Below are 24,515 nucleotides of genomic sequence, written 5' to 3'. Positions count from 1 at the left end.
AAGTTTAGATGTTTTTTTTGGAGTTACTATTTTTCGCGATTTAAGAGTAAAAATTAATTATCATCTTTAATTTTTAAGTTCACTTTTTTTTACGGATTTCAGTTCCAACAAATTAGTCGCATTAATACCCAGGCCAGTCACATTCTTTCTTGTAAATCGAACAACTTCATCATAAAACATAGGCACTATTGGTGCAGAAGCCATAAGTAAAGAGTCCATTTTAGTATAGAGTTCTATACGTTTGTTATAATCCGTTTCTAAATACGCAGCTTCATACATGTCATCGAATGTATCATTCTTAAAATGCGTGTAATTAGGACCCTTTGGAGCAAAGTTTTTGCTGTAGTATAAGGATAGGTAGTTTTCAGCATCAGGGTAATCGGCAATCCAACTCGCTCTGAAAAAATCGACCTGACCATTCGCTTTAGCATCTTTAAGACTCGACGGAGGTATAACATCAATAGAAACCATTAAGCCTGTTTTTTGTAGTTCTCGTTGAATAAATTCACAAAAACTTAAATAATTACTTGTAGTCGTTAATGTAATTTCAGGATTTTTAATTCCTGTTTCTGCTTTAAATTCGGACACCAATTGTTTTGCCAAATCCGGTTGATAGTTAAAACCAATTGTAGCATCAAAACCAGGTAAACCTTTGGGGATAAAACCACCATTTGCAGGGATTCCGATACCATTTCGTAAATACATCATCATTTTATTGCGATCAAAACCTACATTAATTGCTTTTCGCAGTTTTAAAGACTGAATGGTACTAACCTCACTTTCCATAAAAAAGGCTAGATATTCGGTGTTGAGATAGGGACCACGAATCATATTTACATCAGCTATATAATTTGATTTTAATTGCCCAACGGTAGTTAAAATTTCATCTTTATAAGAGCCGTCTAAACCCGATACAAAATCAATGTTACCCTGTGCAAACTGTAGAAATTCACTTTGCTTATCTGGTAAAAAAGTAATAGCAACCGCTTCAAGATATGGTAGCTGTTGGTTTATAGAATCGGTTTCAAAATAGTTATTGTTTCTTCTGAATACTAATTTTAAATTTTCTTCCCAACGCTTAAATTTAAAAGGGCCAGTTCCAATGGGGTGAGACCTAAAATCATTCCCATAATGTTCCACAACTTCCTTTGGTACCACAGAACAATATTTCATGGTTAACAAGCCTAAAAACGCAGGAAAAGCTTGTTTCAGTTTAATTTGAAATGTAGAATCGTTTATAGCAGAAAAGCCTTCAACCTTATTTAAAACCCAACTTCCTGGTGACGCAATCGCTTTATTTCTTAAACGGTTAAAGCTATATTCAAAATCAGATGCCGTTACAAGCCTTGTTGAATCTTGGTTACTGCTCGAAAGATTAGAGTTAAACAATTCATGTTTATGAAAAAACACATCATCTCTAAGTGTAAATGTGTAGGTTTTTGCACTATCGGTAATTGACCAATGTTTAGCTATAGAAGGTTTTACATTGAGTTGGTCGTCCATTTGCACCAATCCATTAAATAACTGATGTGTAGCCCAAATGTCGGCTAAATCTTTAGAAAAAGCCGGATCTAAAGAGCCTATGTTTTTATGTTCGTTATATCTAAAAACAAGATGGTCTAATGGCGCGCTTTCTTTTGAAGTACAAGAAAATGTCATTAAAAATAAGGCTCCAAAAAGTAAACTATTGAATAAGAATCGTACGAGCTTTAGCATATAAGTTATATGTTGTAAATTTGCCAACTTGGTAAAAGTACAAGAATGAATCCAACAAAAAAAGTCGCATTTTATACATTAGGTTGTAAACTGAATTTTTCAGAAACATCTACAATCGCAAGAGGTTTTGCAGATGAAGGTTTTGATCGTGTAGATTTTAAGGAATCGGCAGATATTTATGTCATAAATACCTGTTCGGTAACCGAAAATGCAGACAAGCGTTTTAAAACCATTGTAAAGCAAGCTCAAAAAAGCAATCCAGATGCTTTTGTTGCGGCGATTGGTTGTTACGCACAGTTGAAACCAGAAGAATTAGCAGATGTACATGGTGTGGATTTGGTTTTGGGAGCCACAGAGAAATTCAAGATTACAGATTACTTAAATGACTTAACTAAAAACGATTTTGGCGAAGTCCATTCTTGCGAAATAGAAGAAGCAGATTTCTATGTTGGTAGTTATTCTATTGGCGACAGAACTAGAGCATTTCTTAAAGTACAAGATGGTTGCGATTATAAATGTACGTATTGTACTATTCCTTTGGCTAGAGGGATTTCTCGTAGTGATACCATGACTAATGTTTTGAAGAATGCTAAAGAGATTTCTGAACAAGGTATAAAAGAAATTGTACTAACAGGAGTCAATATTGGTGACTACGGAAAAGGGGAATTCGGCAATAAAAAACACGAACATACTTTTTTAGATTTAGTTAAAGAATTGGATCAGGTTGAAGGTATTGAGCGTTTGAGAATTTCATCTATTGAACCCAATTTATTAAAAAATGATACCATTGATTTGGTTTCAAATTCGAGAGCATTTGTACCTCACTTTCATATTCCATTACAAAGCGGAAGTAATGAGATTTTAAAGAAGATGAAACGTCGCTACATGAAAGAATTGTATGTAGACAGAGTTTCAAAAATAAACGAAGTGATGCCTCATGCTTGTATTGGTGTGGATGTGATCGTTGGATTTCCTGGTGAAACCGACGAATTGTTTTTAGAAACATATAACTTTTTAAATGCATTAGATATTTCATATTTACATGTATTTCAATATTCAGAACGTGATAATACTGAAGCTGCAAAAATGCCTAATGTCGTTTCTAAAGCAAAAAGAGTAAAACGCAGTAAAATGTTGAGAGGTTTATCTGCTAAAAAGCGTCGTGCATTTTATGAAAACCAATTAGATACAGATCGCATTGTGTTATTTGAAAGTGAAAATAAGGAAGGTTATATACATGGGTTTACAGAAAACTATGTCAAAGTAAAAGCACCTTGGAATCCTGAGTTGGTAAATACACTAGAAAAAGTGAGATTGACTAAAATTGATGACGATGGTTTGGTTCGATTTGAGTTTCAAGAGAATTTGACACTAAACTAGTCGATTTTTTATGGTTTTAATAATAGGTATTTTCCTATAAATTAGTTATTTCGTTTTATCTTTGAACTTATTAAGGGATTATACATTGAAAAAAACAACATTAATTTTTACTCTTATTTTTTTATTGTACTCTGTGATGTCTTGTTCAGATAAAAGTGAGCATGATGTTATTGGAGTTTGGTTACTAACGACGCGTACAATTGACCTTCCATTTGATGTAAACCAAGATGGTGTGTCTAACACGAATCTCATAGCCGAAATAGATTGTAATAAGACGGAAACACTAACGTTTGATAATAATGGAACGGTATCTTCTGGTAATGAATTTTCTAATCCACTGAAGTATTATATAGAGAATGATACAAATGTGTACAGAATTATTTCGGATTGTAATACGGAAGGTATAATTAGTTTCGCTTCAGAGTTTGAAATCGCTGAAGAGCGTATAATTAAAATTTCAGATAGAGTATATCTGTTAAGTGGAGACACCTTAACGACGGTATATGAAAATTCTGTAAAAATTTATAATGAGGACTTTACTGAAGTTATAGAAACGAAAGATTTAAAATTGACTTACACGAAGCAGTAATTAGCTTAAATTAAAATCATAAAAAAACCGAAACTTTTAAAAGCTTCGGTTTTTTTATGATTTTTTTCTACAGTTATATTCTAATCCCTACAGGAAGCATGCGCTTATATTTTCTGTTACGTCTTACAAACTTAGCTATTTCAGGACTTGTTGGTACTACACTAATGTTTCTTTCTTTAATGTTTGAAAAAACTAAATCAATAAACTCTAATTCAAACTCTTCTGTCCTAATAGTATCAGGAATAACCATTTTCGTTAAGAATATCTTCCTTTCCTGCAAAGAATATTCAATAATTGCCATTTCGTTTTCAACATTTAATTCAAATTGACGCAGGAAGTCGTTGTCAATTAATTGAGCAGTTTCTGTCATAATTTCTTTTTATTAAATTCAGCGGTTGGCAGTGTAGATACTATATTTTATATAGTTTTGCTGTGCAAAGGTACAAAAAATCAACGAATGTTTCAGACTGTCGATGTTAAAACCTTAAATTGTAATTAATTAAGACGAGCACTTAAAAGTTTTAAGACCTATGAACAGTAAATTAACACATGTTTATTTAATGCCCGGTATGGCTGCAAACCCAACTATATTTGAGCATATTAATCTACCCGAAGAAGCGTATAAAATTCATTGGTTAGAATGGCAAATTCCCGATATTAACGAAACACTTAATGCGTATGCACAGCGTATGTGCCAATTTATTAAACATGATAATATCGTTTTACTAGGGGTCTCTTTTGGCGGTATTTTGGTTCAGGAAATGAGTAAATTTTTAAACGTAAAAAAATTGATAGTTGTTTCTAGTGTTAAGTCTCATCACGAACTTCCAAAACGGTTAAAACTACTTAAAGTAACTAAAGCTTATAAAATATTACCGACCTCATTAGTGAGTAATATCGATTTACTTGCAAAATATGCTTTTGGCGAGACCATAAAGAAACGTGTAGATTTATATAAAAAATACCTTTCTGTGAGCGATAAAACTTATTTAGATTGGGCAATTAAGCAAGTTGTTTGTTGGGATCAAGAAGAACCACATCCAGAGGCTATTTATATTCACGGTGATAATGATGCCGTTTTTCCACATTCTTGTGGTGGCAATTGCACAGTGGTTAAAGGCGGAACGCATATTATGGTGATTAGTAAGTATAAATGGTTTAACGAAAATTTACCAAAACTTATTGAAGCCTGAACTTGAATTCTGTTCTTAGATTGATTACATTTATAAAAAAGAAAAATTAAGAATGCCTATATTAAAAAGACTGTTATTCAAAGGAATGAATAATTAAGAACGATAAATGGCATTCAATTCACTTTAAATTAAAACACATGAAAATCATAAAAAATAGTTTAGCTCTAATAGGTGTGATTTGTATATCAGGCTTATTTATTTTTTCAATGCAAAAGTCCCCAGATGAAATGGCGATACCAGATCATTTAATAGGAAAAGAAGACCCTATTGTAAATAGTTATAATGTATACGCCTTAGAAATGCCAGAAAATTTAAACTTTGCAGGTGAAGCTGTGCCAGTTAATGATCCGGATATTTATGAGCGTATGGACAGAGAGTTGTTAGTAAATACCTATTGGCAGTCTAATGGACTTTTAATGTTTAAACGTGCTCAAAAGTATTTTCCAATTATTGAGCCTATTTTGAAGAAAAATGGCATCCCAGATGATTTTAAATACCTCGCTGTAATAGAAAGCGGATTGGTACAAACTGCAAAATCACCAGCAGGTGCAAGTGGTGTTTGGCAAATTATGTCAGCAACAGGAAAAGAAAATGGTTTAGAAGTTAACTCTAACGTCGATGAACGCTATAATATTGAAAAGGCGACAGAAGTTGCTTGCGATTATTTAAAGAAGGCTAAAGAAAGCTTAGGATCTTGGACGAAGGCCGCTGCAGCATATAATGCAGGTAATTATGGAGTGTCTAGACGATTAAAAGAACAGGATGTTAATGGATACTACGATTTATTATTAGGTGAAGAAACTGGTCGTTATGTATTTAGAATTGTAGCTTTAAAAGAAATACTTTCTAATCCAGATAGGTATGGCTTTAATTTTAATAAATCGCATTTATACAAAGAAGTACCAACGTATAAGGTTGAAGTTGATACAGCAGTAACTGATTTTGCAAAGTTTGCTAAACAATTTGGAATTAACTATAAAATTCTAAAACTTCATAATCCATGGTTAAGAGAGCCACATTTAAATAACAAATCTAGAAAATCGTATTTCATAGAGATTCCGAAAGAAGGGTATTATAACACCAATCCATAAATTTTGGAGTTCGTAAAAAATCATATTTGGCAGATTTTATTTGTTCTCAATTATACGGTTGCTTTATCTGCTGTGGTTACCATTTTACTTAAAAAGGTAAATCCAACAAAGGCTTTAAGTTACATTATTGGTCTATTGGCTTTACCTTTTTTAGGTTTAATTGTATATTATCTTTTCGGACAAGAATACCGAAAGAATAAAATTTTTTCTAGAAAAAATGTCTTAAACCAGTCTATTGTTAAAAGGATTCAAGACGAATTAGAACTTGAAGCTAAAGAGGTAAATGAAGTAGATGACTTACTCGATCAAAAATCGAAAGTGATTCCTTTATTGTATAATAATGAAAACTCAAAACTCACTATTAATAATGATATAAAGCTTATTAAAAATGGTGATGAAAAGTTTAAATTATTATTTAAAGACATTGAGGAAGCTGAACATCATATCCATCTTGAATATTTTATAATTAAAGATGATAAAATAGGAACAGAACTTCTAGACCTATTATGCAAAAAAGCAAGTGAAGGCCTCGAAATTAGAATAGCCATAGATGATGTTGGAAGTTCTATAACGTCCAAGATGAAGCGCAAGCTAAAGGATTGTGGCATAGAAATGCATCCCTTTATGCCCGTTCGATTTTCAAACTCAACAGGTAAGATGAATTATCGCGATCATCGTAAAATTGTTGTCATAGATGGAAAAATAGGTTATGTTGGCGGCATTAATGTTTCAGATGACTACGTTAATGCTCATAATGAAAGGTATTGGAGAGATACACACGTTCGTATTATTGGTGAAGCTGTAAAACCATTGCAGATTTTGTTTTTTACAACTTGGGATTTTGTTAGTGGCGATGAATTAAAAATTTCAAAAGCGTATTTTCCAGATCATAACTGTAAAGAAAACATACCACTTCAAATTGCTGCTAGTGGTCCAGATACAGATTGGTCTAATATTATGGAGGCTATTTTTGTAGCCATTACAAATGCTGAAGACCATGTTTATATTACCACACCATATTTTATTCCAAATAGCGAAATCGTAACTGCGCTTCAGGTATTAGCAAGAAGTAATAAAGAAGTTAAGATTATTGTACCAAAGAAGTCGGATTCTTGGATTGCAGAATATGCTACAAATTCTTATTTAGAAATGCTTTTAGAAGCGGGAGTAGAAGTGTATCGCTATACTAAAGGATTTATTCATGCTAAAACAATGGTTGTCGATGGCGTATTTTGTACGGTGGGCACAACCAATATGGATTATAGAAGTTTTAATATTAATTTTGAAGTCAATGCCTTAATCTATAATAAGAAAATAAGTAGTGAGCTAACAGAATTCTTTAATGAGGATTTAAAGCATTGCGAAAAGCTAGAACTAAATTCTTGGAAAAATCGCTCTAAACGCACAAAGCTTATAGAAGCGGTTGCGCGTTTAATGGCACCTATATTGTAAGATATTAACGTCTACTTCTTCGGTTTTGTCTGGCAGATGTTGGCTGACCGTATTGCTGTTTAGGCATAGTTGCTTTTTTCATTTGCTCCTTCATCATCTTAATTTGCTCAGCAAGCATATCTCTTTTATCTAATTTTTGAGCTTCCGCTAATAATTTTTGAGCTTCTGGCTTTCTACGTTTAGAAAAAGCAATTCCTGCTAAATTCAATTTAGCCATAGCTAAATCGTGGTCCATTGACAACCCTAAACTAATCGCTTTCTTAAAATAACCTTCAGCTTCATTCATATTAGTTTGAGACACCATAATACCATAAAGGTAATTTAAATAGCCTTGTTGTTTTTTAACTAAAGCGCCTTCTGGGTTCTTTATTTTGTCTAACCATTTTTTAGCGCCTACAAAATCTTGTTTTCTAAGTTTTAAAAATGCTAGTAAAATCATTTCATTTTTAAAATAAAGAAAAATGAATATCGTAGAAAGTAAGAGGTACATAATACCGTTACCAATGTTACCTTCAGTGAATTGATAGATGCCGAAACCAATAATTAATGCGGCGATGACTAGTTTTATATTTTTATTAAACATATTTCTGTGTGTTTTTGCAGAGCGCAAAGATAATAAAATCTAAGAGTTAAAATTCTAAACAAAATTTTTCTTTTGCTCCTTGCTAAAGTAAAAACTTGTTGTATATTTGCACGCAGTTTTGAGAGACCTCTCAGATTTCAAATAAGATTATTAGTTTATAAAATATATAAGACATGCCAAAAAGAACGTTTCAACCGTCAAAAAGAAAAAGAAAAAACAAGCACGGTTTCAGAGAAAGAATGGCTTCTGTTAACGGAAGAAAAGTTTTAGCGCGTAGAAGAGCTAAAGGAAGAAAGAAATTATCTGTTTCTACAGAAACTAGACATAAAAAATAATGATTAACAATTGTTAATATATTAGGGCGTTACTTAGGTGTAACGCCTTTTTTTGTATCCTATTGATAACTATTTTTGCATCTGCAAATGATATATGAAACACATTTGCAATTTCACTAAACATAAAGTCTCATGCCAAAAAACAACAACATTAAATCTGTATTACTCATTGGTTCAGGCCCTATAGTCATTGGGCAAGCTTGTGAATTCGATTATTCAGGATCTCAAGCTCTTCGATCATTAAGAGAAGACGGAATTGAAACCATTCTTATTAATTCTAATCCTGCAACAATAATGACTGATCCTACGATGGCGGATCATGTGTATTTGTTGCCATTAACTACTAAATCTTTAATTCAAATTTTAAAAAATCATCCGCAAATTGATGCTGTTCTGCCAACTATGGGTGGACAAACAGCGTTAAATCTTTGTATTGAGGCTGATGAAAAAGGCATTTGGAAAGATTTTGGTGTAGATATTATCGGTGTAGATATTGACGCCATTAATATCACTGAAGACCGAGAACAATTTAGAGAGTTAATGCTAAAGATCGGTGTTGGTATGGCGCCTCAAGCAACAGCAACCTCTTATCTTAAAGGAAAAGAAATTGCACAAGAATTTGGTTTTCCTTTAGTTATTAGAGCGTCGTACACCTTAGGTGGCGAAGGAGCTTCTTTTGTATATAAAGAAGAAGATTTTGACGAAATGCTAACGCGTGGTTTGGAAGTTTCTCCAATTCACGAAGTCATGATAGATAAAGCCTTAATCGGTTGGAAAGAATACGAATTAGAGTTATTACGAGATAAAAACGACAACGTTGTGATTATCTGTACCATTGAAAATATGGATCCGATGGGAATTCATACAGGTGACTCAATTACGCTTGCACCAGCAATGACATTATCTGATAAAACATATCAGAAAATGCGAGATATGGCCATTCATATGATGCGAAGTATTGGTGATTTCGCAGGTGGTTGTAATGTGCAATTTGCAGTGAGTCCGGATGATGAAGAGGAAATAATCGCCATTGAAATTAATCCACGTGTATCTCGTTCTTCTGCATTAGCAAGTAAAGCAACGGGTTATCCTATTGCTAAAATTGCATCGAAATTAGCCATTGGTTATAATTTAGATGAATTAGATAATCAGATAACAAAATCGACGTCTGCATTATTTGAGCCGACTTTAGATTACGTGGTGGTTAAGATTCCACGTTGGAATTTTGATAAATTTGAAGGCTCAGACCGCACACTAGGATTACAAATGAAATCGGTTGGTGAGGTGATGGCAATAGGTCGCTCATTTCAAGAAGCACTTCATAAAGCCACACAATCTTTAGAAATTTCAAGAAACGGATTAGGGGCAGATGGTAAAAGTTGTAAAGATTACGATACTATCATTGAAAAATTAACATATGCAAGTTGGGATCGTGTCTTTGTCATTTACGATGCTGTTGCTATGGGAATTCCATTGAGCCGTATTCACGAAATCACAAAAATAGACATGTGGTTTTTAAAGCAATACGAAGAATTATTCCAACTTGAAAAAGAGATTTCTACCTTTAAAATCGATACAATTGATCGTGAATTATTACTAGAAGCCAAACAAAAAGGCTATGGTGATAGACAAATAGCACACATGCTAGCTTGTTTAGAAAGTGAAGTTTACAATAAGCGAAGCGAACTAAATATTAATCGTGTATTTAAATTGGTAGATACTTGTGCTGCTGAATTTAAAGCACAGACACCATATTATTATTCCACTTTTGAGAGTGAAGTCGAAAAACCAGACGGAACTGTTTATGTACAAAACGAAAGTGTCGTTACAGATAAAAAGAAAATTATCGTTTTAGGTTCTGGTCCAAATAGAATTGGTCAAGGAATTGAATTTGATTATTGTTGTGTACATGGTGTTTTAGCTGCTGCAGAATGTGGTTACGAAACCATCATGATTAACTGTAATCCTGAAACAGTTTCTACCGATTTTGATATTGCAGACAAATTATATTTTGAACCTGTATTCTGGGAACACATCTATGATATCATTCAACATGAAAAACCAGAAGGTGTCATTGTTCAATTAGGTGGCCAAACAGCTTTAAAACTTGCTGAAAAGCTAGAACGCTACGGTATTAAAATTATGGGAACTAGCTTCCAATCTTTAGATTTAGCTGAAGATAGAGGAAGTTTTTCAAACATATTAAAAGAACATAATATTCCGTATCCAGAATTTGATGTTGCTGAATCAGCAGATGAAGCATTAGCTATTGCAGATGTTTTAGATTTTCCAATTTTGGTAAGACCTTCTTATGTATTAGGAGGGCAAGGAATGAAAATTGTAATTAACAAGCAAGAACTAGAATCTCACGTTATCGATTTATTAAAATCGATTCCGGGTAACAAATTGTTGTTAGATCATTATTTAGATGGAGCTATAGAAGCAGAGGCTGATGCTATTTGTGATGCCGATGGTAATGTTCATATCATAGGTATTATGGAGCATATTGAGCCTTGTGGAATCCACTCAGGTGATAGTAATGCATTATTGCCTGCTTTCAATTTAGGAGATTTGGTAATGCAACAAATTATTGATCATACACATACCATTGCAAGAGCTTTGAATACTATTGGTTTAATAAATATTCAATTCGCTATACAAGATGATATCGTTTATATCATTGAAGCCAATCCTAGAGCATCTCGTACGGTTCCTTTTATCGCGAAAGCATATAAAGAACCTTATGTAAACTATGCAACTAAAGTAATGTTAGGTGAGAAAAAAGTAACTGATTTTAACTTTAATCCACAGCTTGAAGGCTACGCAATTAAGCAACCGGTATTTTCGTTTAATAAATTTCCGAATGTGAATAAACAATTGGGACCTGAAATGAAAAGTACGGGAGAAAGTATCTTATTTATAGAGAATTTGAAGGATGACCAGTTTTATGATTTATATGCAAGAAGAAAAATGTATTTAAGTAAATAATGGCATGGTTTTCGATGAAGTGTAAGTGTTGTTTATTAATAATTACTAACTTAGCATTAAGCAATGCCCTACTGATATGAAATTAAAATTACTTTTTGTGCTCTTTTTTATAGTAGCATATTCGTTTGCTCAGGCACCGACAACCCTAATTTCTAATATTGGATCAGGCTTAAGTGCAATGGAAATTCAAGATAATGAATTCACTATTGCGCCAAATCCGGCTAAGAATAAACTGAACATTAAGTTGCAAAATACTAACGAAGATTTAAAATTAGAAGTCTTCGATGTGTTAGGAAAACGAATTTATAAAGGTTTAATTACGAAGTTAGAATCTTCAATTGATGTTTCTAATTGGAAAAGTGGAGTGTATTTAGTAAGAATATCTGATGATACAGAAACACAAACTAAACGTTTTATAAAACAGTAAAATAACCATATCATAAAAAAAAGCTAGTTCATTTTTGAACTAGCTTTTTTTATTTAAAGTCAACTTGTACTTTGTAATCCTTTAGTTTTTCTAAATGTAGGTCTAAATTTTTATAGAGATTCTCTAAATCCATACTGCGTTTACTATCACTTTCTTGTCTAATAATAGATTTAATAAAGCGTTTCGCTGCTAATTTATTAGTTAAAATAAGACCAGGAACCGAAACTTTATTTCCATCTTCATCAACTGCGACCATTATAAAATAAGACGAATTGCAATGTTTCTTTTCTCCGGTTCTAATGTTTTCAGATTCGACTCTTATCCCTACAACCATAGACGAATTACCAACGTAATTCACCGATGCTTTCATGGTTACTAATTCTCCTACTTCAATCGGATTTAAGAAGTTTACTTTATTAACGGATGCTGTGACACAATAACTGCGAGAATGTTTTGAAGCACAAGCAAAAGCCACATTATCCATTAAGCTTAAAATGTAACCTCCATGGATTTTTCCACCAAAATTGGCATGAGATGGTTTCATTAATTCGGATATCTGAATTCTAGAATCTTCAGTGGGTCTAAACATAATTTATAAAATTTAAGTATAGCAAGCTAGTCAATATAGCAATGCCAAAGCTGATTAATGTACCTATTAAAATGTATTCTGTTAGTTTTCGTTCTTTAGAGGCGGTCAGATCTCCAAATCTAAAAACGGATTTTGCTGTTATTAAAAAGCCTACGGCTTCCCAATGACCTAAAATGACAAAGACAAACACTAAAAGACGTTCTAAAACACCAATATAAGTGCCTGCATCTTTTAAGGATTCATTGTCTTTGGTTAGTTTTGAAATGTTCCATTTAGAGAAAATGGTTTTCATTATTATGGATGTAGGTTTGGTTAAAAATGCCACGCAAATTACCAAGAGTAGAAGCTGAGCATCTAAGATTATGGAGAAGTCAAAATCATCAACATATAGAAGTGCTGTTAGCCCAACAATTGAAATAATATGAAATAACTGATCTAATAAAAAATATAAGCGTTTTGTTTTTTTACGTTGAAGTATCAGTTTTAAGCCATCGATAATTAGATGTAACAAACCAATGCCTAATATTAATAGAGTATAGGATAGATCCCAAACGAATACAAACATTAAGACTACATGAACCGCAACATGTACATACAACCAAACGGATTTTAATTTTTTATTTTCTTTATGTTTTACCCATTTTAGAGGTTGAAGAAAGAAATCTCCAATAAGGTGCGCCAAAAAGAGTTTTAAAATGAGTAGCATCATAATTGGTTTATTTTCTGTCTATATAAATGGTCTAATTCCAAAATTTCATCTAAATACGCTCGTTTTTGGCGTTTACTTACGGCATCTTGACTTATACCAATGAGCTTAGCCAAGTCAGATTGAATCATATTTGGATGTTCTATGCTGAGTTTCATAATTTCTGCAGAGTTAACCGTCCAATTATCCATGGCAATTAAAGCAAGTTTAAAATAAAGATTGAGCTCTGTATTTATCACATCGCTTTTGGTCTTAAGTTTTAAGTTGACTTTCTCTTTTTTTAAGGTTTCAAGGGTTTCACCAGAATATATAAAAGCTTCACCATTAGATTCGCTTACTGTTTTACCTTGATACGTTTTGTCGCCAATACCAATAGCAAGCCTTACATCTAAACCTTTTATCGTTTTAATACAAGCTTTTAAATATACAGCATTTTTGAAACTGTTGAGCGCATCACTACATTCAATTTGAAAGCTATCTCCTCTGTAGATTTCGTAGTTAGAAGTGCGCGTAGATAGTGTACTTAAAGCCGTTTTTAGGGTATCTAACCATAAAGTTTGACTCGTTGCTTCTCTAGATTTTATAATATCACCAGTAATTATACTTGTCATATATTCTTATATTATATATCAAATATATGCCTTTAAAACGGAATAATATAATTTATGCCTTTATTGTGGCATATTTTAAATTATGCCTTTAAATGGGACTATTTTATAAATCATCTTCTGTAGCACGTTTTATAATACTTTCCGGAAGTGATTTCTTAGCTTTAGCTCCCATTTTTTTAATTTTTTCTACACGCGAAATAAGATTCCCTTTTCCGTCCACCAATTTATTCATAGCAGAGGAATAGTCACTTTTAGCAGCATCAATCTTTTTACCAACGCCAGTTAAATCAATGACCAAGCCTTCAAATTTATCGTAGAGTGCACCAGCTTGTTTCGCAATTTCTAAAGCATTTTGTTGTTGTTTTTCATTATTCCACATAGAATCTATAGTACGCAAGGTTGCTAGTAGGGTAGAAGGTGTAACAATGACTATGTTTTGTTCAAAAGCCTTATTATATAATGAATTGTCTTCATTTATGGCGACTGCAAAAGCAGGTTCAATAGGAATAAACATCAATACGAAATCTGGTGATTCAATATCATATAAATCTTGATAATTTTTCGCAGAAAGCTGATCGACGTGTTTTTTTATAGAATTCACGTGCGCTTTTAGAAAGAGAGGACGTTGGTCATCTTCCGCATTTACAAACTGCTCGTAAGCGGTTAATGACACCTTAGAATCGATGATCATTTTTTTAGAATCCGGTAGATGTAATACCACATCTGGCATCACACGAGAACCATCTTCGCGCTGAAAGTTTTGTTGTACAAAATATTCTCTATCTTTCTCTAATCCGGATTTTTCTAGGACACGCTCTAATACCAATTCTCCCCAGTTTCCTTGCGTTTTACTATCCCCTTTTAACGCTCTAGTAAGATTTGTGGCTTCCTTAGCCATGATTTGGTTAAGGTCTTTAAGCCCTACTAATTGCTCTTTTAAAGCCGAGTGCATGCTGATACTTTCCTTTTGTGTATCATCAACTTTTTTCTCAAAGAGTTGTATTTTTTCTTGTAAAGGATTTAATATGTTTTTGATGTTCTCTTTATTCTGAAGTGTGAATTTTTCAGATTTTTCATCTAATATTTTAGAGGCCATTAGCTCAAAATCCTTTCGCAACTGTTCTTGTTGTAAGACGAGTTCTTCGTCGCGTTTTAAGTTTGCTTTTTCAAGATTCTCGTATTCCGAATTACGTCTCGAAAGTTCTGTATTTAAAAAGTCCTTTTCTCGTCTAATCGCTTCACGTTCAATTTCAATTTTAGAAATTGTTTCTTTTAAATCCGTTAATTGCTGATTAAAATACTGATCTTGTTTTTGGATTTCGGTTTCTGAATGGATTTTGAATTCATTGAATTGTTGCTGAAGATTAGCATTACGCTCTTCTAAAGTACTCTTGTCACTTTTACTCTTTAATTGAGAAAATTTAAGTCCAATAAATGCGCCAATACCTGCAGAAATAATAATAGCTAAAAATAGAATTAGTGAGTCGTTCATAGTTTGAAAATGGATATTTTTCAAAGATAATTTATAAAAAGGAAATTGAAGTTGAAAATGAAAATGAAAATAAAATTGAACTGAAGAAACAGTAAAATTATTTCGTCACTCTAAAGCTTCCTGTTTTATCATCAAACACAATTAGGTCTTTAGGGAAAAGGGATTCAAAAACACCTTCAGTAATTAAATGACAAGGTTGATTGCAGACCACATTATCCTTTTGCATTACAATCATAGTATCACAAAGTTGAATGGCTAAATCAATTTCATGCGAAGAAAATAAAATGGTTTTACCGGTTTCTTTGGTTAACTTTTGAAGCAGTTTTAAAATGTAGGCTTTATGATACATATCAAGATGCGACGTGGGTTCATCTAAAACAATAACATCGGTATCTTGGGCTAAAGCACGAGCAATCATAACTTTTTGTAGCTGTCCATCACTAAGCTCGTAGCATTTTTTATCTTTTAATTCTAAAATATTGACCAGTGTCATAGCCTTTTTTATAATCGTAGTATCGTTTTCGGTTAGGTTGCCAATCCAATTCGTATACGGATGCCGTCCTAAAGCAACAAGCTCAAAAACCGAAAGATTTTTAGATGATAAAGGTTCTGTTAATACAATACTCAGTTGTTTAGCAAGCTCTAAAGTAGTGGTGGTTTTAAGGTCTTTATTATTAAGACGTATAGAACCCGATAATTCTGGCTGCACTTTAATTAGTGTTCTTAATAAGGTCGATTTACCAATGCCATTTGCTCCAACTAAGCCAATGAGTTGCCCTTTTTGCAATTCAAAATTAATTTGAGAAGCAATGACAGTTTCAGCCTTCTTAGTTTTATAACCAATTGAAAGTTGATGTGCTTTGAGGATGGTATGTTGCTTGTTTTCTTTCACTAAATTGATTTACAGACCTGTCAGGTTTTTAAAACCTGACAGGTCTCCATAATATTAAAACATCATTTTTCGTTGTCTTACTAATAACCATATTACAACCGGAGCTCCAACTAAAGCGGTAATCGCATTAATGGGTAAGGTGTAATCACTATTTGGAACTTGCGCAATAGTATCGCAAATAAGCATTACAATACCTCCAAATAAAAATACGGCAGGTAATAATATTTTATGGTTTGTGGTTTTAAAAATTTGACGTGTTAAATGCGGAATTGCCAAACCAATAAATGCAATTGGGCCAGCAAAAGCAGTGATGGTTCCTGCAATTAAACTGGTAGCGACAATGATGATAAATCGGGTTTGTTTTAAATTTAAACCCAAACTTTTGGCATAATTATCACCAAGTAATAAACTGTTTAGTCCTTTTATGGAGGCTACACTCAATATGAGTCCGATAGCATAAATACAGAAGAAAATTAAAAGCTCACTCCAAGATAGATTACTCAAACTTCCAAATCCCCAAAAGATGTATTGTTGTAATTGTTCTGCGGAACTAAAGTAAGATAGTACACTCACAATAGCCGCTGTAATACTTCCAAACATTAATCCAATTATAAGAATAGCCATAGTATCTCTCACTTTATTAGAAACGGCTAAAACAGCTAATAGCACTAGAAAACTTCCTAAACTTGCAGCAATAACAATGCTCCATTTTGTGATTAAGGCTGTGGCAAATAAGCCTCCAAACAATCCTGAGCCCAAAATAACCAGAGCTACTCCTAAGCTAGCGCCCGAACTGATACCTAAAACAAATGGTCCTGCTAAGGGATTTCTAAATAGGGTTTGCATCAATAATCCTGAAATACCTAAGCCTGAACCAACCATAATAGCTGTTATGGCTTTTGGCAATCTATAATCCATGATGATGACGTTCCAGTTTGAAGAAGATTCTACAGATCCAAAAAAGCTTCCAAATATACTTTTAAGAGGAATACTAATAGAACCCAAACTGATATTCACCACAAAGCAAACCAATAAAGCGAATGCGAGCAAGGTAAATTGAAATCGATATGTTTTTTGTTCACCCAATTAATTAAGACGTTTAAAGAAATAAGGAGTATAGTCTGTTAGTAATTCGGGATGGCATATTTTTATTAAATCTTTTAAAACTAAATCGGGTCTAGCTGTTCCTAATTCATAATATAAAACACCACCCGTTTCCCCTGTTGTATTGGCGAAGCTGTAGATGTTTTTGGTTTTAAAAGCTTCAAAATTGGTATATAATGCATTCGTTTCTTCTAATTGTTTTAGGCTGGAATAGTAAGAAGGACTCAACCATAAATCAGCATCCTTAGCTTTGTCTAATACCACTTCAAAACTTAAAGCTAAACTACCATTACCTGTGGTGTCGCTCCATAAATAATTGACATTGGCATCTTTTAAAAATTGGGCTTCTGGACTAGAACCATTTGGTAAATACCATACGTCTTTATGCATCGCACCACTTAAAATTGTGGGTTGGTGTTTCGCTTGTTTTGCAATTGCTTTTGCCGCTAAATAATCGCGTTCAATAGTATTAAAAATAGAATCGGCTTCTTTTTCTTTATTAAAAAGTACACCGAAGAATTTAATCCATTCCGCTTTTGCTAAGGCAGAAGATTCAGCCCAATCCCCATTATAAATGACAGGAATACCTGCTTTTTTTATGGTTTCGAAGGTTTTGTTTACTCCATCAACACCAAAACCAACAACAACATCTGGATTTAGAGCGAGTAAAACTTCTGTATTAATACCTTCATTTTTTCCTAGTTCTCTTACTTTTCCAGCGTTAATCAACTGTCTGGTCTTTTCTGAGGACACATAATCTGAACCCAGAAAACCAATTAAGGTTTCTTCAACTTCTAAAAGTTCCAATGCCGGAATATGAGTTGTAGACGTCACTACCGTTTTAGTAATTGGTGTAATGATAACACCATCATAATCGGCTTTATTATAAGTGGTTTTTGCGGCTTGCTCTTTTGTGAGTAATAAATAGATATATGTTTTTTCTGCCTCTGGCCAAGCTTTAATGATTTCTATGGTTTTACTATGATCTGATTGCGACATTTTAAAACCTTCAGCATATTTTAAAGCGATGGATTCGGTTTCAGATGACGGTAAAATAGTGTTGTTCTTAGTTTCATTTTTACAGGCGCTTACGATAAGCAGAAGAACGAAGAATTTAATAATTTTCATAAGTAACTTTTGTAACTACTGTTTATATATTGAATTGGTAATTTTGTTAAAATTAGAGTCATGAGAGACAATTCAAATTTAACACTATATATCGTTGCAGGAATAATCATAGCACATTTTTTAAGTGGTTTTATTTATTTGATTTTTAAAATGAATAAAAAGAAGTCATGTAAATAACCTTTGTGATGTGATTAAAAGTCTATTTTTGCGTCGAAATTAGGTTCTAATCATTAAGCGATTAGATTAAAAGGGAATCAAGTGAAAAGAGGCACGATTTATAACCGGAAATCTTCATTCTTGTACTGTTCCCGCAACTGTAAGTTTTATGTTCAAAGATTGAGCATCTCATTTTTGAGAGTTATTATTTTCTTCAAAACCACTGACATTTATGTTGGGAAGGTGAACCAATAAGAAACAAGTCAGGAGACCTGCCAATTTCAACTAATTAGTCAAACTTTCGGGATAGAAGTGATTGCAGTATGAAACGTGTAGTTCTCTTTTTTTTATTACTAGTATTTAGTGGCGTTGTTAGGGCACAAATAACCGCTGACTCTATTCAGCGATTAGATGACGTTGTATTGAGTGATGTAAAATTGAAACGTTATTCTCATGGCTATAAAGTTTCGGTTCTTAGTGATTCTTTACTTCAAAAGAATAGAAGCTCATTTACCGATATTTTACGTTTTAATTCCAATCTTTATTTTAAAGAAAATGGTTATGGAATGGTGTCTTCTCCTTCGTTTAGAGGAACCAATGCTTCGCAAACGGCTGTGATTTGGAATGGCATTTCTATTAATTCGCAACTCACGGGTCAAACTGATTTTAATACCATTAATACCACTAGTTTTAAAAATGTGGTGATACGTTCTGGTGGTGGATCAGTTCAATATGGTAGTGGTGCCATTGGTGGTAGTATCCATTTAAATAACACCTTAAGTTTTAGTCCTCATTTTGATAATACCGTAACCTTATCTTATGGAAGTTATGATACTAAGAATGTCAGTTATTTGTCATCTTATGCCAAAGATAAATGGTCTTTTAATATTGGGTTGAATTATATTGATTCTGACAATGATTATAAATACCTAAGTACAGATAAACGCAATACAAACGGAGCTTACTATAATGGAAGTGTTAATGCCAACGTCGGTTATGTCTTATCGAGTAAAGATGTTTTAAAGCTTTATCATCAAACATTTTTAGGAGAACGCGAATTTTCAGGAACAAGTTCATCTTCATCATTAGCGAAATACGACGATCAAAATTTTAGAACCATGGTAGAATGGTCGCATCAAGGAGATCAAACGTTTTCTAAATTGAAAGTGGCGCATTTACAAGAGCATTTTAAATACTTTGGAAATAAAAACACGGAGAATTATACCTTCGGAAAGGTGAATACCTACCTTATTAATTATACAGCAGATATTGATATATTAACGGATTTAAAATTGAAACCGATAGTGTCTTATAATTATTACGAAGGCAGTGGCAGTAGTTTTGATGATCCTAACCGAAAAGAATTTTCAACCACAGCGTTACTTCAATATACACCAAATAATCAATGGCAATATGGCTTAAACTTAAGACAAGATATAACCTCAGGTTTTGAAAGTCCATTGTTGTTTTCTTTTGATGTGGCTTATGAGGTATCAGACTATTATACCTTGAAGTTAAATGGATCAAAAAACTACCGTGTCCCAACGTTTAACGATTTGTATTGGCAACCCGGAGGCAATTTAGATTTAGTACCAGAAAATTCTTATCAGATTGATTTAGGACAAGAAATATCTTATAAAAGTGCTCAACTTAATCTAAACGCTTTTTATATAAAAACAACCGACCTTATCCAATGGGAACCTAATACTTCGGGATTTTGGAGTCCAGAAAACATTGCTAAGACTCAAAATTATGGGGTAGAAGCAAGCTTAGATGTTTCAAAAAAAATTAAAGAGCATCATCTATCATTGCAATTCAATTATGCATATACCGTTTCAGAAGATTTAGAAACCAATGCCCAATTAATTTATGTGCCTTACCATAAAGCAAATTTCAATTTGGCTTATGCCTATAAGCGTATGTCCTTATTTTTTCAACATTTATATAACGGAGAAGTATATACAACTCCAGAAAATTTGTCTGGCCGTTTTTATAGTGTAGAGGCTTATCAGGTTAGTAATTTAGGTGTTAGTTATCAGTTGTTCAAAACAAAATCACAGCAAATAGATGTAAGTTTAAAGGTGAATAATCTATTTAATACAGCATACGAGAACGTGGCATTTAGACCAATGCCAGATCGTAATTTTAATTTTCAAATTCAATATAAATTTTAAAACAAGTACAATGAAAAGAATCATTTTATCAATTTTTGCAATGTCATTATTAATCGTTTCGTGTTCTGAAGACAATGATGATAATATATCTACGGAACCTTTAGGTGCCTACGAAGATGGAATTATAATTAGTGGTGAAGGATCACCATCTTCTATTTCTTTTATATCAGAAGATTTAACGACCTCAGAAAATCAAATTTATTTCAATGCTAATAATGAAGCTACTGGGGTGTATTTACAATCTTTAGGCTTTAATGATGATAAAGCATATATTGTAGTAGATGCTGGTACAATTACGGTTGTTAATCGCTATACTTTTGAAAAGTTAGCAACTATTTCTACAGGATTAACTTATCCAAGGTATATTGCTTTTGCAAATGATAAAGGCTATGTTACAAATTGGGGAGATCCCAATGATGAAACTGATGATTTTATAGCTGTGGTAGACCTAACTGCTAATACAGTAATTAATACTATACCTGTTGGTAATGGGCCTGAGCAAATTTTAGTTGAAGATAATGTTCTGTATGTGTCTCATAAAGGAGCCTTTAGTACAAACAATATTGTTTCAGTGATAAATACGTCTTCAGATGTTCTAACAACAACAATCACTGTAAACGATAATCCAGATGAAATGATTGTGGATAATAATGGTGATTTAGTGGTTTTAAGTAGTGGGAAACCAGCTTGGACAGGTGATGAAACAAAGGCTGCAATAACAAAAATAGATATGGATACAAATACGGTATCTACAACACTAGAGTTTTCAGATGGACAACATCCTGAATTAATGATGTATTTAAATGGAAATCTGTATTACAACTTAGGAAGTTCAGTTTTGAGTATAACGGATGATGCTACGGCTGTAACATCAACACCTCTATTTACAACAGGAGCAACAACTTTATATGGAATGGCAGCAAAAGATGATCGTTTGTATTTTGTAGATGCAGTTGATTATACTAGTGCAGGGCAATTGTTTATCTATGATGAAACGAGCTATTCTTTAATAAATAGTTTTACAGCGCCGGTAGTAGCTTCAAAAATATATTTTAATTAAATATAAACATGATTTAAGATTATTAAGTCTGTTCCTATTTTTTGATTAAAAAAGCCGCTTTTTACATTTTGTAAAAAGCGGCTTTAATTTTTTTGTTGAATAACTTAATCAATATACATATCCTGTTCTAAAGCAGAAATTGGTTTTGTGATTTCTATTAATTGAAGATTTTCGTTAACAAGAGATCGGTTTGCAGGTCGGTCAGTTGTTGTTATTTGCGCGATAGCTTCAGCCAAAAGCGGTTCGTTTATATCTCCTAATGTTCCTAGTGTATTAAAGGCTTCACTAATGGCTATATCAGGAATAATTCCGTTTGGTGGCACAAGTAAATCATTTACATTAGTAGAATTTGCAATTAAAGGTTGCATTGCATACGTATGACCTTGGTTCACATTTTCGAAAGAAAAGTCAGGTGAATCATAGATTGTTCTTGAGGCTTGCGTTTTTCCCACGGTATTTTCGCCAATAACTACGACTTCGATATAAGGTTTTAAACTATTAATAATTAATTCGCTAGCAGAAGCTGTTCTTCTATTGGTAGTTAATACATATACTTTAGATAAATTAAGGCTGTTAATTGCACCAACATTTTCGATAGAGTTGGTAAATAAATAGTTTCGATCGTTGTTGCTTAAATTTTCATTGTAAAATAACTTTGAATAAATCTCTCCATTAAACTGCCCAGTAACCATACTTCCTAAATAGGCAGCTGTTTGTACAGAGCCACCTCCGTTATAACGTAAATCGAGAACTAATTCAGTTACGCCTGCATACTTAAACTCGCCAAAAGCGTTATTTAAATCACTATCAAAATTTTGATTAAAACCATTGTACATTAAGTAACCAATATTGACGTTATTAACATTTAAAACCTCTGAAACATGTACTGGGTTTTCGGTATATGTTACCTTAGTTAAATCTGCACTTTCTCCATTTAATTCGAACGTATCATCTGCTGTGTCGGGTGTGCCATTATCATTGTAGGTCGCAAAATTTAAGGTGTTAGAATTTTGTCCATAAACTAAATTAATGTAGTTAGAGTCCGTAAGGTTGGTGTTGTTAACAGCTCTGATAATTTGTCCGCGTTTTAAACCCACATTATCCGCGACACTATTATTCAATACTAAAGTAATGACTCCGAAGACTTCAGTACTACTTCCGGGTACACGGTAGAAGTTAAATTCTAAACCATTAGTTAAAGTTGTACCAGACTGTTGATTTTGCAAATCAAAATAGTTCTCGTAGATTCTACTAAACCGATCAACAGTATCTGGATCGTATTTTAAGGATTCAAATAAATCTTCAGGACTATTAAAACCCGTTAAATAGTTAGTGTAATCTTCATCAGAAATAAATCTGCTATCGGCTAAATCGGGGACTTCAGACTTATATAAATACACAATATTCATTCCTCGCCAAACAAAATCATTAATGTTTAATGTAGAAGATGGTATAATATTATCATCCATATCTTCAAAACAACTTGTCAATGCAAACATTGCAAAACAAGAGAGTAGCAAAACCTTAAATTTTTTCATAGTTATTTTTCTTTAATAAGTAGCAAATTTCTTTTCTTACTGTAAAACTCTAAATTTACTTACATTATTGTTAAATAAAAAAAATGAAGTCATATTATCTTTTTATTTGTGACCGAGAATAAAGGCTTTTCTGCCCTAATGAAATCATTTTTTGACTGCATCGTTTGATCTAAGAAATTAAAAAACGGTAAAATTAGAGGCAAAATGTAAATTTGTAGGGAAAAGAAAAAGATTAAATGACTTTATGATGTAACAAAACATAAAGTGTATCGTCGTAATAATGAAGGCGAGTAAAATTGACTTCACCAACCAATCAAAAATCTAATGAAGCAAGCAGATTTTGTAAGCTTAGTAATGCCATTTAAGGATAAAGTATTTCGTTTAGCAAAACGATTACTGGTTTCCCGTGAAGAAGCAGAAGATGCCACACAAGAAATATTGTTGAAATTATGGAAGAATAATAAAAAGATTGGGGACTATAAAAATGTAGAAGCGTTTTCAATGACGATGACGAAAAACTTTTGCTTAGATAGATTAAAATCGAAGCAAGCGTCTAATTTAAAAATTGTTCATAGTAATTATACGGATAACAATTCGTCATTACAGCATCAGGTTGAAGCAAAAGATAGTGTGGATTGGGTTTCTAAAATAATGGAAGACCTACCAGAACAACAAAAAATAATAGTGCAATTAAGAGATATTGAGGAATATGATTATGAAGAAATCGCTAAAATGTTAGATATGAATGAAACAGCGATTCGCGTAAATCTATCGAGAGCACGAAAAACAATACGAGAAAAATTAACTAATACACATCAACATGGTATTAAATAATATAGAAAAATTAATAGAAAAGTATCATAATGCAGAAACATCTCTGCATGAAGAAGCGCAGTTAAAATCGTACTTCAACGGAGATAATGTAGCGCCTCATTTAGAGCATTACAAGCCTATGTTTCAATACTTTTCGCTATCACAAAAAGAGCAGTATACCAAAGACGTTCCATTAAACACTAAGAAAACAAAATTGTATCAATGGATTTCTGTCGCAGCTGTTGCCGTTCTTATGATTGGTTTAGTTGTACCAAGCTTTATGGGACCTACAGAACAAGAAAAACGAGAAGCACTTTTGGTATATAACCAAACAATGGAAGCTTTAAGTATAATTTCTTTAGGAATGAATGAAGGTAAACAACAATTTAACAACTTAGCTTTAGTTGGAGACAACATTGAGGAAGGTGTTCAGCAAGCAAGTAAGCTAGGCGAATTTAGTACAATGACAAACAAAATTTTAAAAAACAAATAACACGT

At 32.8% G+C, this 24,515-nt stretch carries 23 protein-coding genes and 1 riboswitch; of the genes, 12 read left to right on the top strand and 11 right to left on the bottom strand.

What is annotated here, in order from left to right; translation table 11 throughout:
• Positions 1-66: 66 nt before the first annotated feature.
• Positions 67-1,716 carry an ABC transporter substrate-binding protein gene (locus HM984_RS08265; protein ID WP_179348822.1) on the bottom strand — a complete coding sequence of 550 codons (1,650 nt, stop codon included), beginning with the start codon at positions 1,714-1,716 and terminating at the stop codon, positions 67-69.
• 45 nt (positions 1,717-1,761) lie between these two features.
• Between HM984_RS08265 and mtaB the strand changes: the two genes are divergently transcribed.
• Both mtaB and HM984_RS08255 read left to right on the top strand, forming a co-directional pair.
• Positions 1,762-3,096 carry a tRNA (N(6)-L-threonylcarbamoyladenosine(37)-C(2))-methylthiotransferase MtaB gene (gene mtaB, locus HM984_RS08260; RefSeq protein ID WP_115809285.1) on the top strand — a complete coding sequence of 445 codons (1,335 nt, stop codon included), beginning with the start codon at positions 1,762-1,764 and terminating at the stop codon, positions 3,094-3,096.
• Positions 3,097-3,232: 136 nt separating this feature from the next.
• A complete protein-coding gene (locus HM984_RS08255; RefSeq protein ID WP_179348821.1) occupies positions 3,233-3,685 on the top strand; it encodes a hypothetical protein in 453 nt (150 codons plus the stop codon).
• Positions 3,686-3,758: 73 nt separating this feature from the next.
• Here HM984_RS08255 and HM984_RS08250 read toward each other — a convergent pair whose 3' ends face one another.
• A complete protein-coding gene (locus HM984_RS08250; RefSeq protein ID WP_115809289.1) occupies positions 3,759-4,055 on the bottom strand; it encodes an N-acetyltransferase in 297 nt (98 codons plus the stop codon).
• A gap of 160 nt (positions 4,056-4,215) precedes the next feature.
• Here HM984_RS08250 and HM984_RS08245 point away from each other — a divergent pair, with 160 nt between their 5' ends.
• The 3 genes from HM984_RS08245 to cls all read left to right on the top strand — a co-directional run bounded on the left by HM984_RS08245 (position 4,216) and on the right by cls (position 7,421).
• A complete protein-coding gene (locus HM984_RS08245; protein WP_115809291.1) occupies positions 4,216-4,878 on the top strand; it encodes an alpha/beta hydrolase in 663 nt (220 codons plus the stop codon).
• 137 nt (positions 4,879-5,015) lie between these two features.
• Complete coding sequence (locus HM984_RS08240) at positions 5,016-5,969, top strand: lytic transglycosylase domain-containing protein (protein ID WP_179348820.1); 954 nt, start codon at positions 5,016-5,018, stop codon at positions 5,967-5,969.
• A gap of 3 nt (positions 5,970-5,972) precedes the next feature.
• Entirely contained in the window at positions 5,973-7,421 is a 1,449-nt protein-coding gene (gene cls / locus HM984_RS08235; protein WP_218845037.1) for a cardiolipin synthase, read from the top strand.
• A 4-nt stretch (positions 7,422-7,425) separates the two neighbouring features.
• On the opposite strand, the gene HM984_RS08230 is transcribed toward cls, so the two are convergent.
• Positions 7,426-8,004 (bottom strand): tetratricopeptide repeat protein, encoded by a 579-nt coding sequence (locus tag HM984_RS08230; protein ID WP_179348819.1) that lies wholly within the window; start codon positions 8,002-8,004, stop codon positions 7,426-7,428.
• A gap of 173 nt (positions 8,005-8,177) precedes the next feature.
• Between HM984_RS08230 and rpmH the strand changes: the two genes are divergently transcribed.
• From rpmH to HM984_RS08215, 3 genes are all read left to right on the top strand, one after another.
• Positions 8,178-8,339, top strand: a complete 162-nt coding sequence (gene rpmH / locus HM984_RS08225; protein ID WP_115809298.1) for a 50S ribosomal protein L34 — start codon at positions 8,178-8,180, stop codon at positions 8,337-8,339.
• Positions 8,340-8,471: 132 nt separating this feature from the next.
• The gene (gene carB, locus HM984_RS08220) at positions 8,472-11,327 is read left to right on the top strand and encodes a carbamoyl-phosphate synthase large subunit (RefSeq protein WP_179348818.1); all 2,856 of its coding nucleotides are present in this window, start codon (positions 8,472-8,474) and stop codon (positions 11,325-11,327) included.
• Positions 11,328-11,403: 76 nt separating this feature from the next.
• Positions 11,404-11,754 carry a T9SS type A sorting domain-containing protein gene (locus tag HM984_RS08215; RefSeq protein ID WP_179348817.1) on the top strand — a complete coding sequence of 117 codons (351 nt, stop codon included), beginning with the start codon at positions 11,404-11,406 and terminating at the stop codon, positions 11,752-11,754.
• Positions 11,755-11,803: 49 nt separating this feature from the next.
• Here the strand turns inward: HM984_RS08215 and HM984_RS08210 are convergent, their stop codons facing one another.
• The 7 genes from HM984_RS08210 to HM984_RS08180 form a co-directional block, all read right to left on the bottom strand.
• Positions 11,804-12,343 carry an acyl-CoA thioesterase gene (locus tag HM984_RS08210; RefSeq protein ID WP_179348816.1) on the bottom strand — a complete coding sequence of 180 codons (540 nt, stop codon included), beginning with the start codon at positions 12,341-12,343 and terminating at the stop codon, positions 11,804-11,806.
• Positions 12,336-13,052 carry a DUF3307 domain-containing protein gene (locus HM984_RS08205; protein ID WP_306455289.1) on the bottom strand — a complete coding sequence of 239 codons (717 nt, stop codon included), beginning with the start codon at positions 13,050-13,052 and terminating at the stop codon, positions 12,336-12,338. The genes HM984_RS08210 and HM984_RS08205 overlap by 8 nt, the downstream gene beginning before the upstream one ends.
• On the bottom strand, positions 13,049-13,660 hold the full coding sequence (locus HM984_RS08200) for an HMG-box domain-containing protein (RefSeq protein ID WP_179348815.1): 612 nt from the start codon (positions 13,658-13,660) through the stop codon (positions 13,049-13,051). The genes HM984_RS08205 and HM984_RS08200 overlap by 4 nt, the downstream gene beginning before the upstream one ends.
• Positions 13,661-13,763: 103 nt before the next feature.
• Positions 13,764-15,152 carry a DNA recombination protein RmuC gene (locus HM984_RS08195; protein ID WP_179348814.1) on the bottom strand — a complete coding sequence of 463 codons (1,389 nt, stop codon included), beginning with the start codon at positions 15,150-15,152 and terminating at the stop codon, positions 13,764-13,766.
• A 97-nt stretch (positions 15,153-15,249) separates the two neighbouring features.
• Positions 15,250-16,044 carry an ABC transporter ATP-binding protein gene (locus tag HM984_RS08190; protein ID WP_179348813.1) on the bottom strand — a complete coding sequence of 265 codons (795 nt, stop codon included), beginning with the start codon at positions 16,042-16,044 and terminating at the stop codon, positions 15,250-15,252.
• A 54-nt stretch (positions 16,045-16,098) separates the two neighbouring features.
• Positions 16,099-17,130: a FecCD family ABC transporter permease gene (locus HM984_RS08185; RefSeq protein ID WP_179348812.1), complete on the bottom strand. Its 1,032-nt coding sequence runs from the start codon at positions 17,128-17,130 to the stop codon at positions 16,099-16,101.
• Entirely contained in the window at positions 17,131-18,276 is a 1,146-nt protein-coding gene (locus tag HM984_RS08180; RefSeq protein WP_179348811.1) for an ABC transporter substrate-binding protein, read from the bottom strand.
• Between the two features lie 200 nt (positions 18,277-18,476).
• Positions 18,477-18,726: riboswitch (cobalamin riboswitch) on the top strand.
• Between the two features lie 29 nt (positions 18,727-18,755).
• Between HM984_RS08180 and HM984_RS08175 the strand changes: the two genes are divergently transcribed.
• A complete protein-coding gene (locus tag HM984_RS08175) occupies positions 18,756-20,606 on the top strand; it encodes a TonB-dependent receptor plug domain-containing protein (protein ID WP_179348810.1) in 1,851 nt (616 codons plus the stop codon).
• 10 nt (positions 20,607-20,616) lie between these two features.
• Positions 20,617-21,666, top strand: a complete 1,050-nt coding sequence (locus tag HM984_RS08170; RefSeq protein WP_115809318.1) for a YncE family protein — start codon at positions 20,617-20,619, stop codon at positions 21,664-21,666.
• Positions 21,667-21,770: 104 nt separating this feature from the next.
• On the opposite strand, the gene HM984_RS08165 is transcribed toward HM984_RS08170, so the two are convergent.
• A complete protein-coding gene (locus tag HM984_RS08165) occupies positions 21,771-23,204 on the bottom strand; it encodes a GFO_1087 family putative carboxy terminal peptidase (RefSeq protein WP_257018469.1) in 1,434 nt (477 codons plus the stop codon).
• Between the two features lie 324 nt (positions 23,205-23,528).
• Between HM984_RS08165 and HM984_RS08160 the strand changes: the two genes are divergently transcribed.
• Together HM984_RS08160 and HM984_RS08155 are read left to right on the top strand one after the other, a co-directional pair.
• Positions 23,529-24,038, top strand: coding sequence for a GFO_1088 family ECF-type sigma factor (locus HM984_RS08160; RefSeq protein WP_040756722.1), 510 nt, complete (start codon positions 23,529-23,531; stop codon positions 24,036-24,038).
• Positions 24,025-24,510 carry a PG0215 family putative anti-sigma factor gene (locus HM984_RS08155; protein WP_179348809.1) on the top strand — a complete coding sequence of 162 codons (486 nt, stop codon included), beginning with the start codon at positions 24,025-24,027 and terminating at the stop codon, positions 24,508-24,510. Before HM984_RS08160 ends, HM984_RS08155 begins: the two co-directional genes overlap by 14 nt.
• Positions 24,511-24,515 lie beyond the last annotated feature (5 nt).

It is taken from the genome of Winogradskyella pacifica, assembly GCF_013403915.1.
Taxonomy (GTDB): domain Bacteria; phylum Bacteroidota; class Bacteroidia; order Flavobacteriales; family Flavobacteriaceae; genus Winogradskyella; species Winogradskyella pacifica.
The sequence above is the reverse complement of the archived record's forward strand: the minus strand, read 5'-3'. Positions and strand labels throughout refer to the sequence as shown.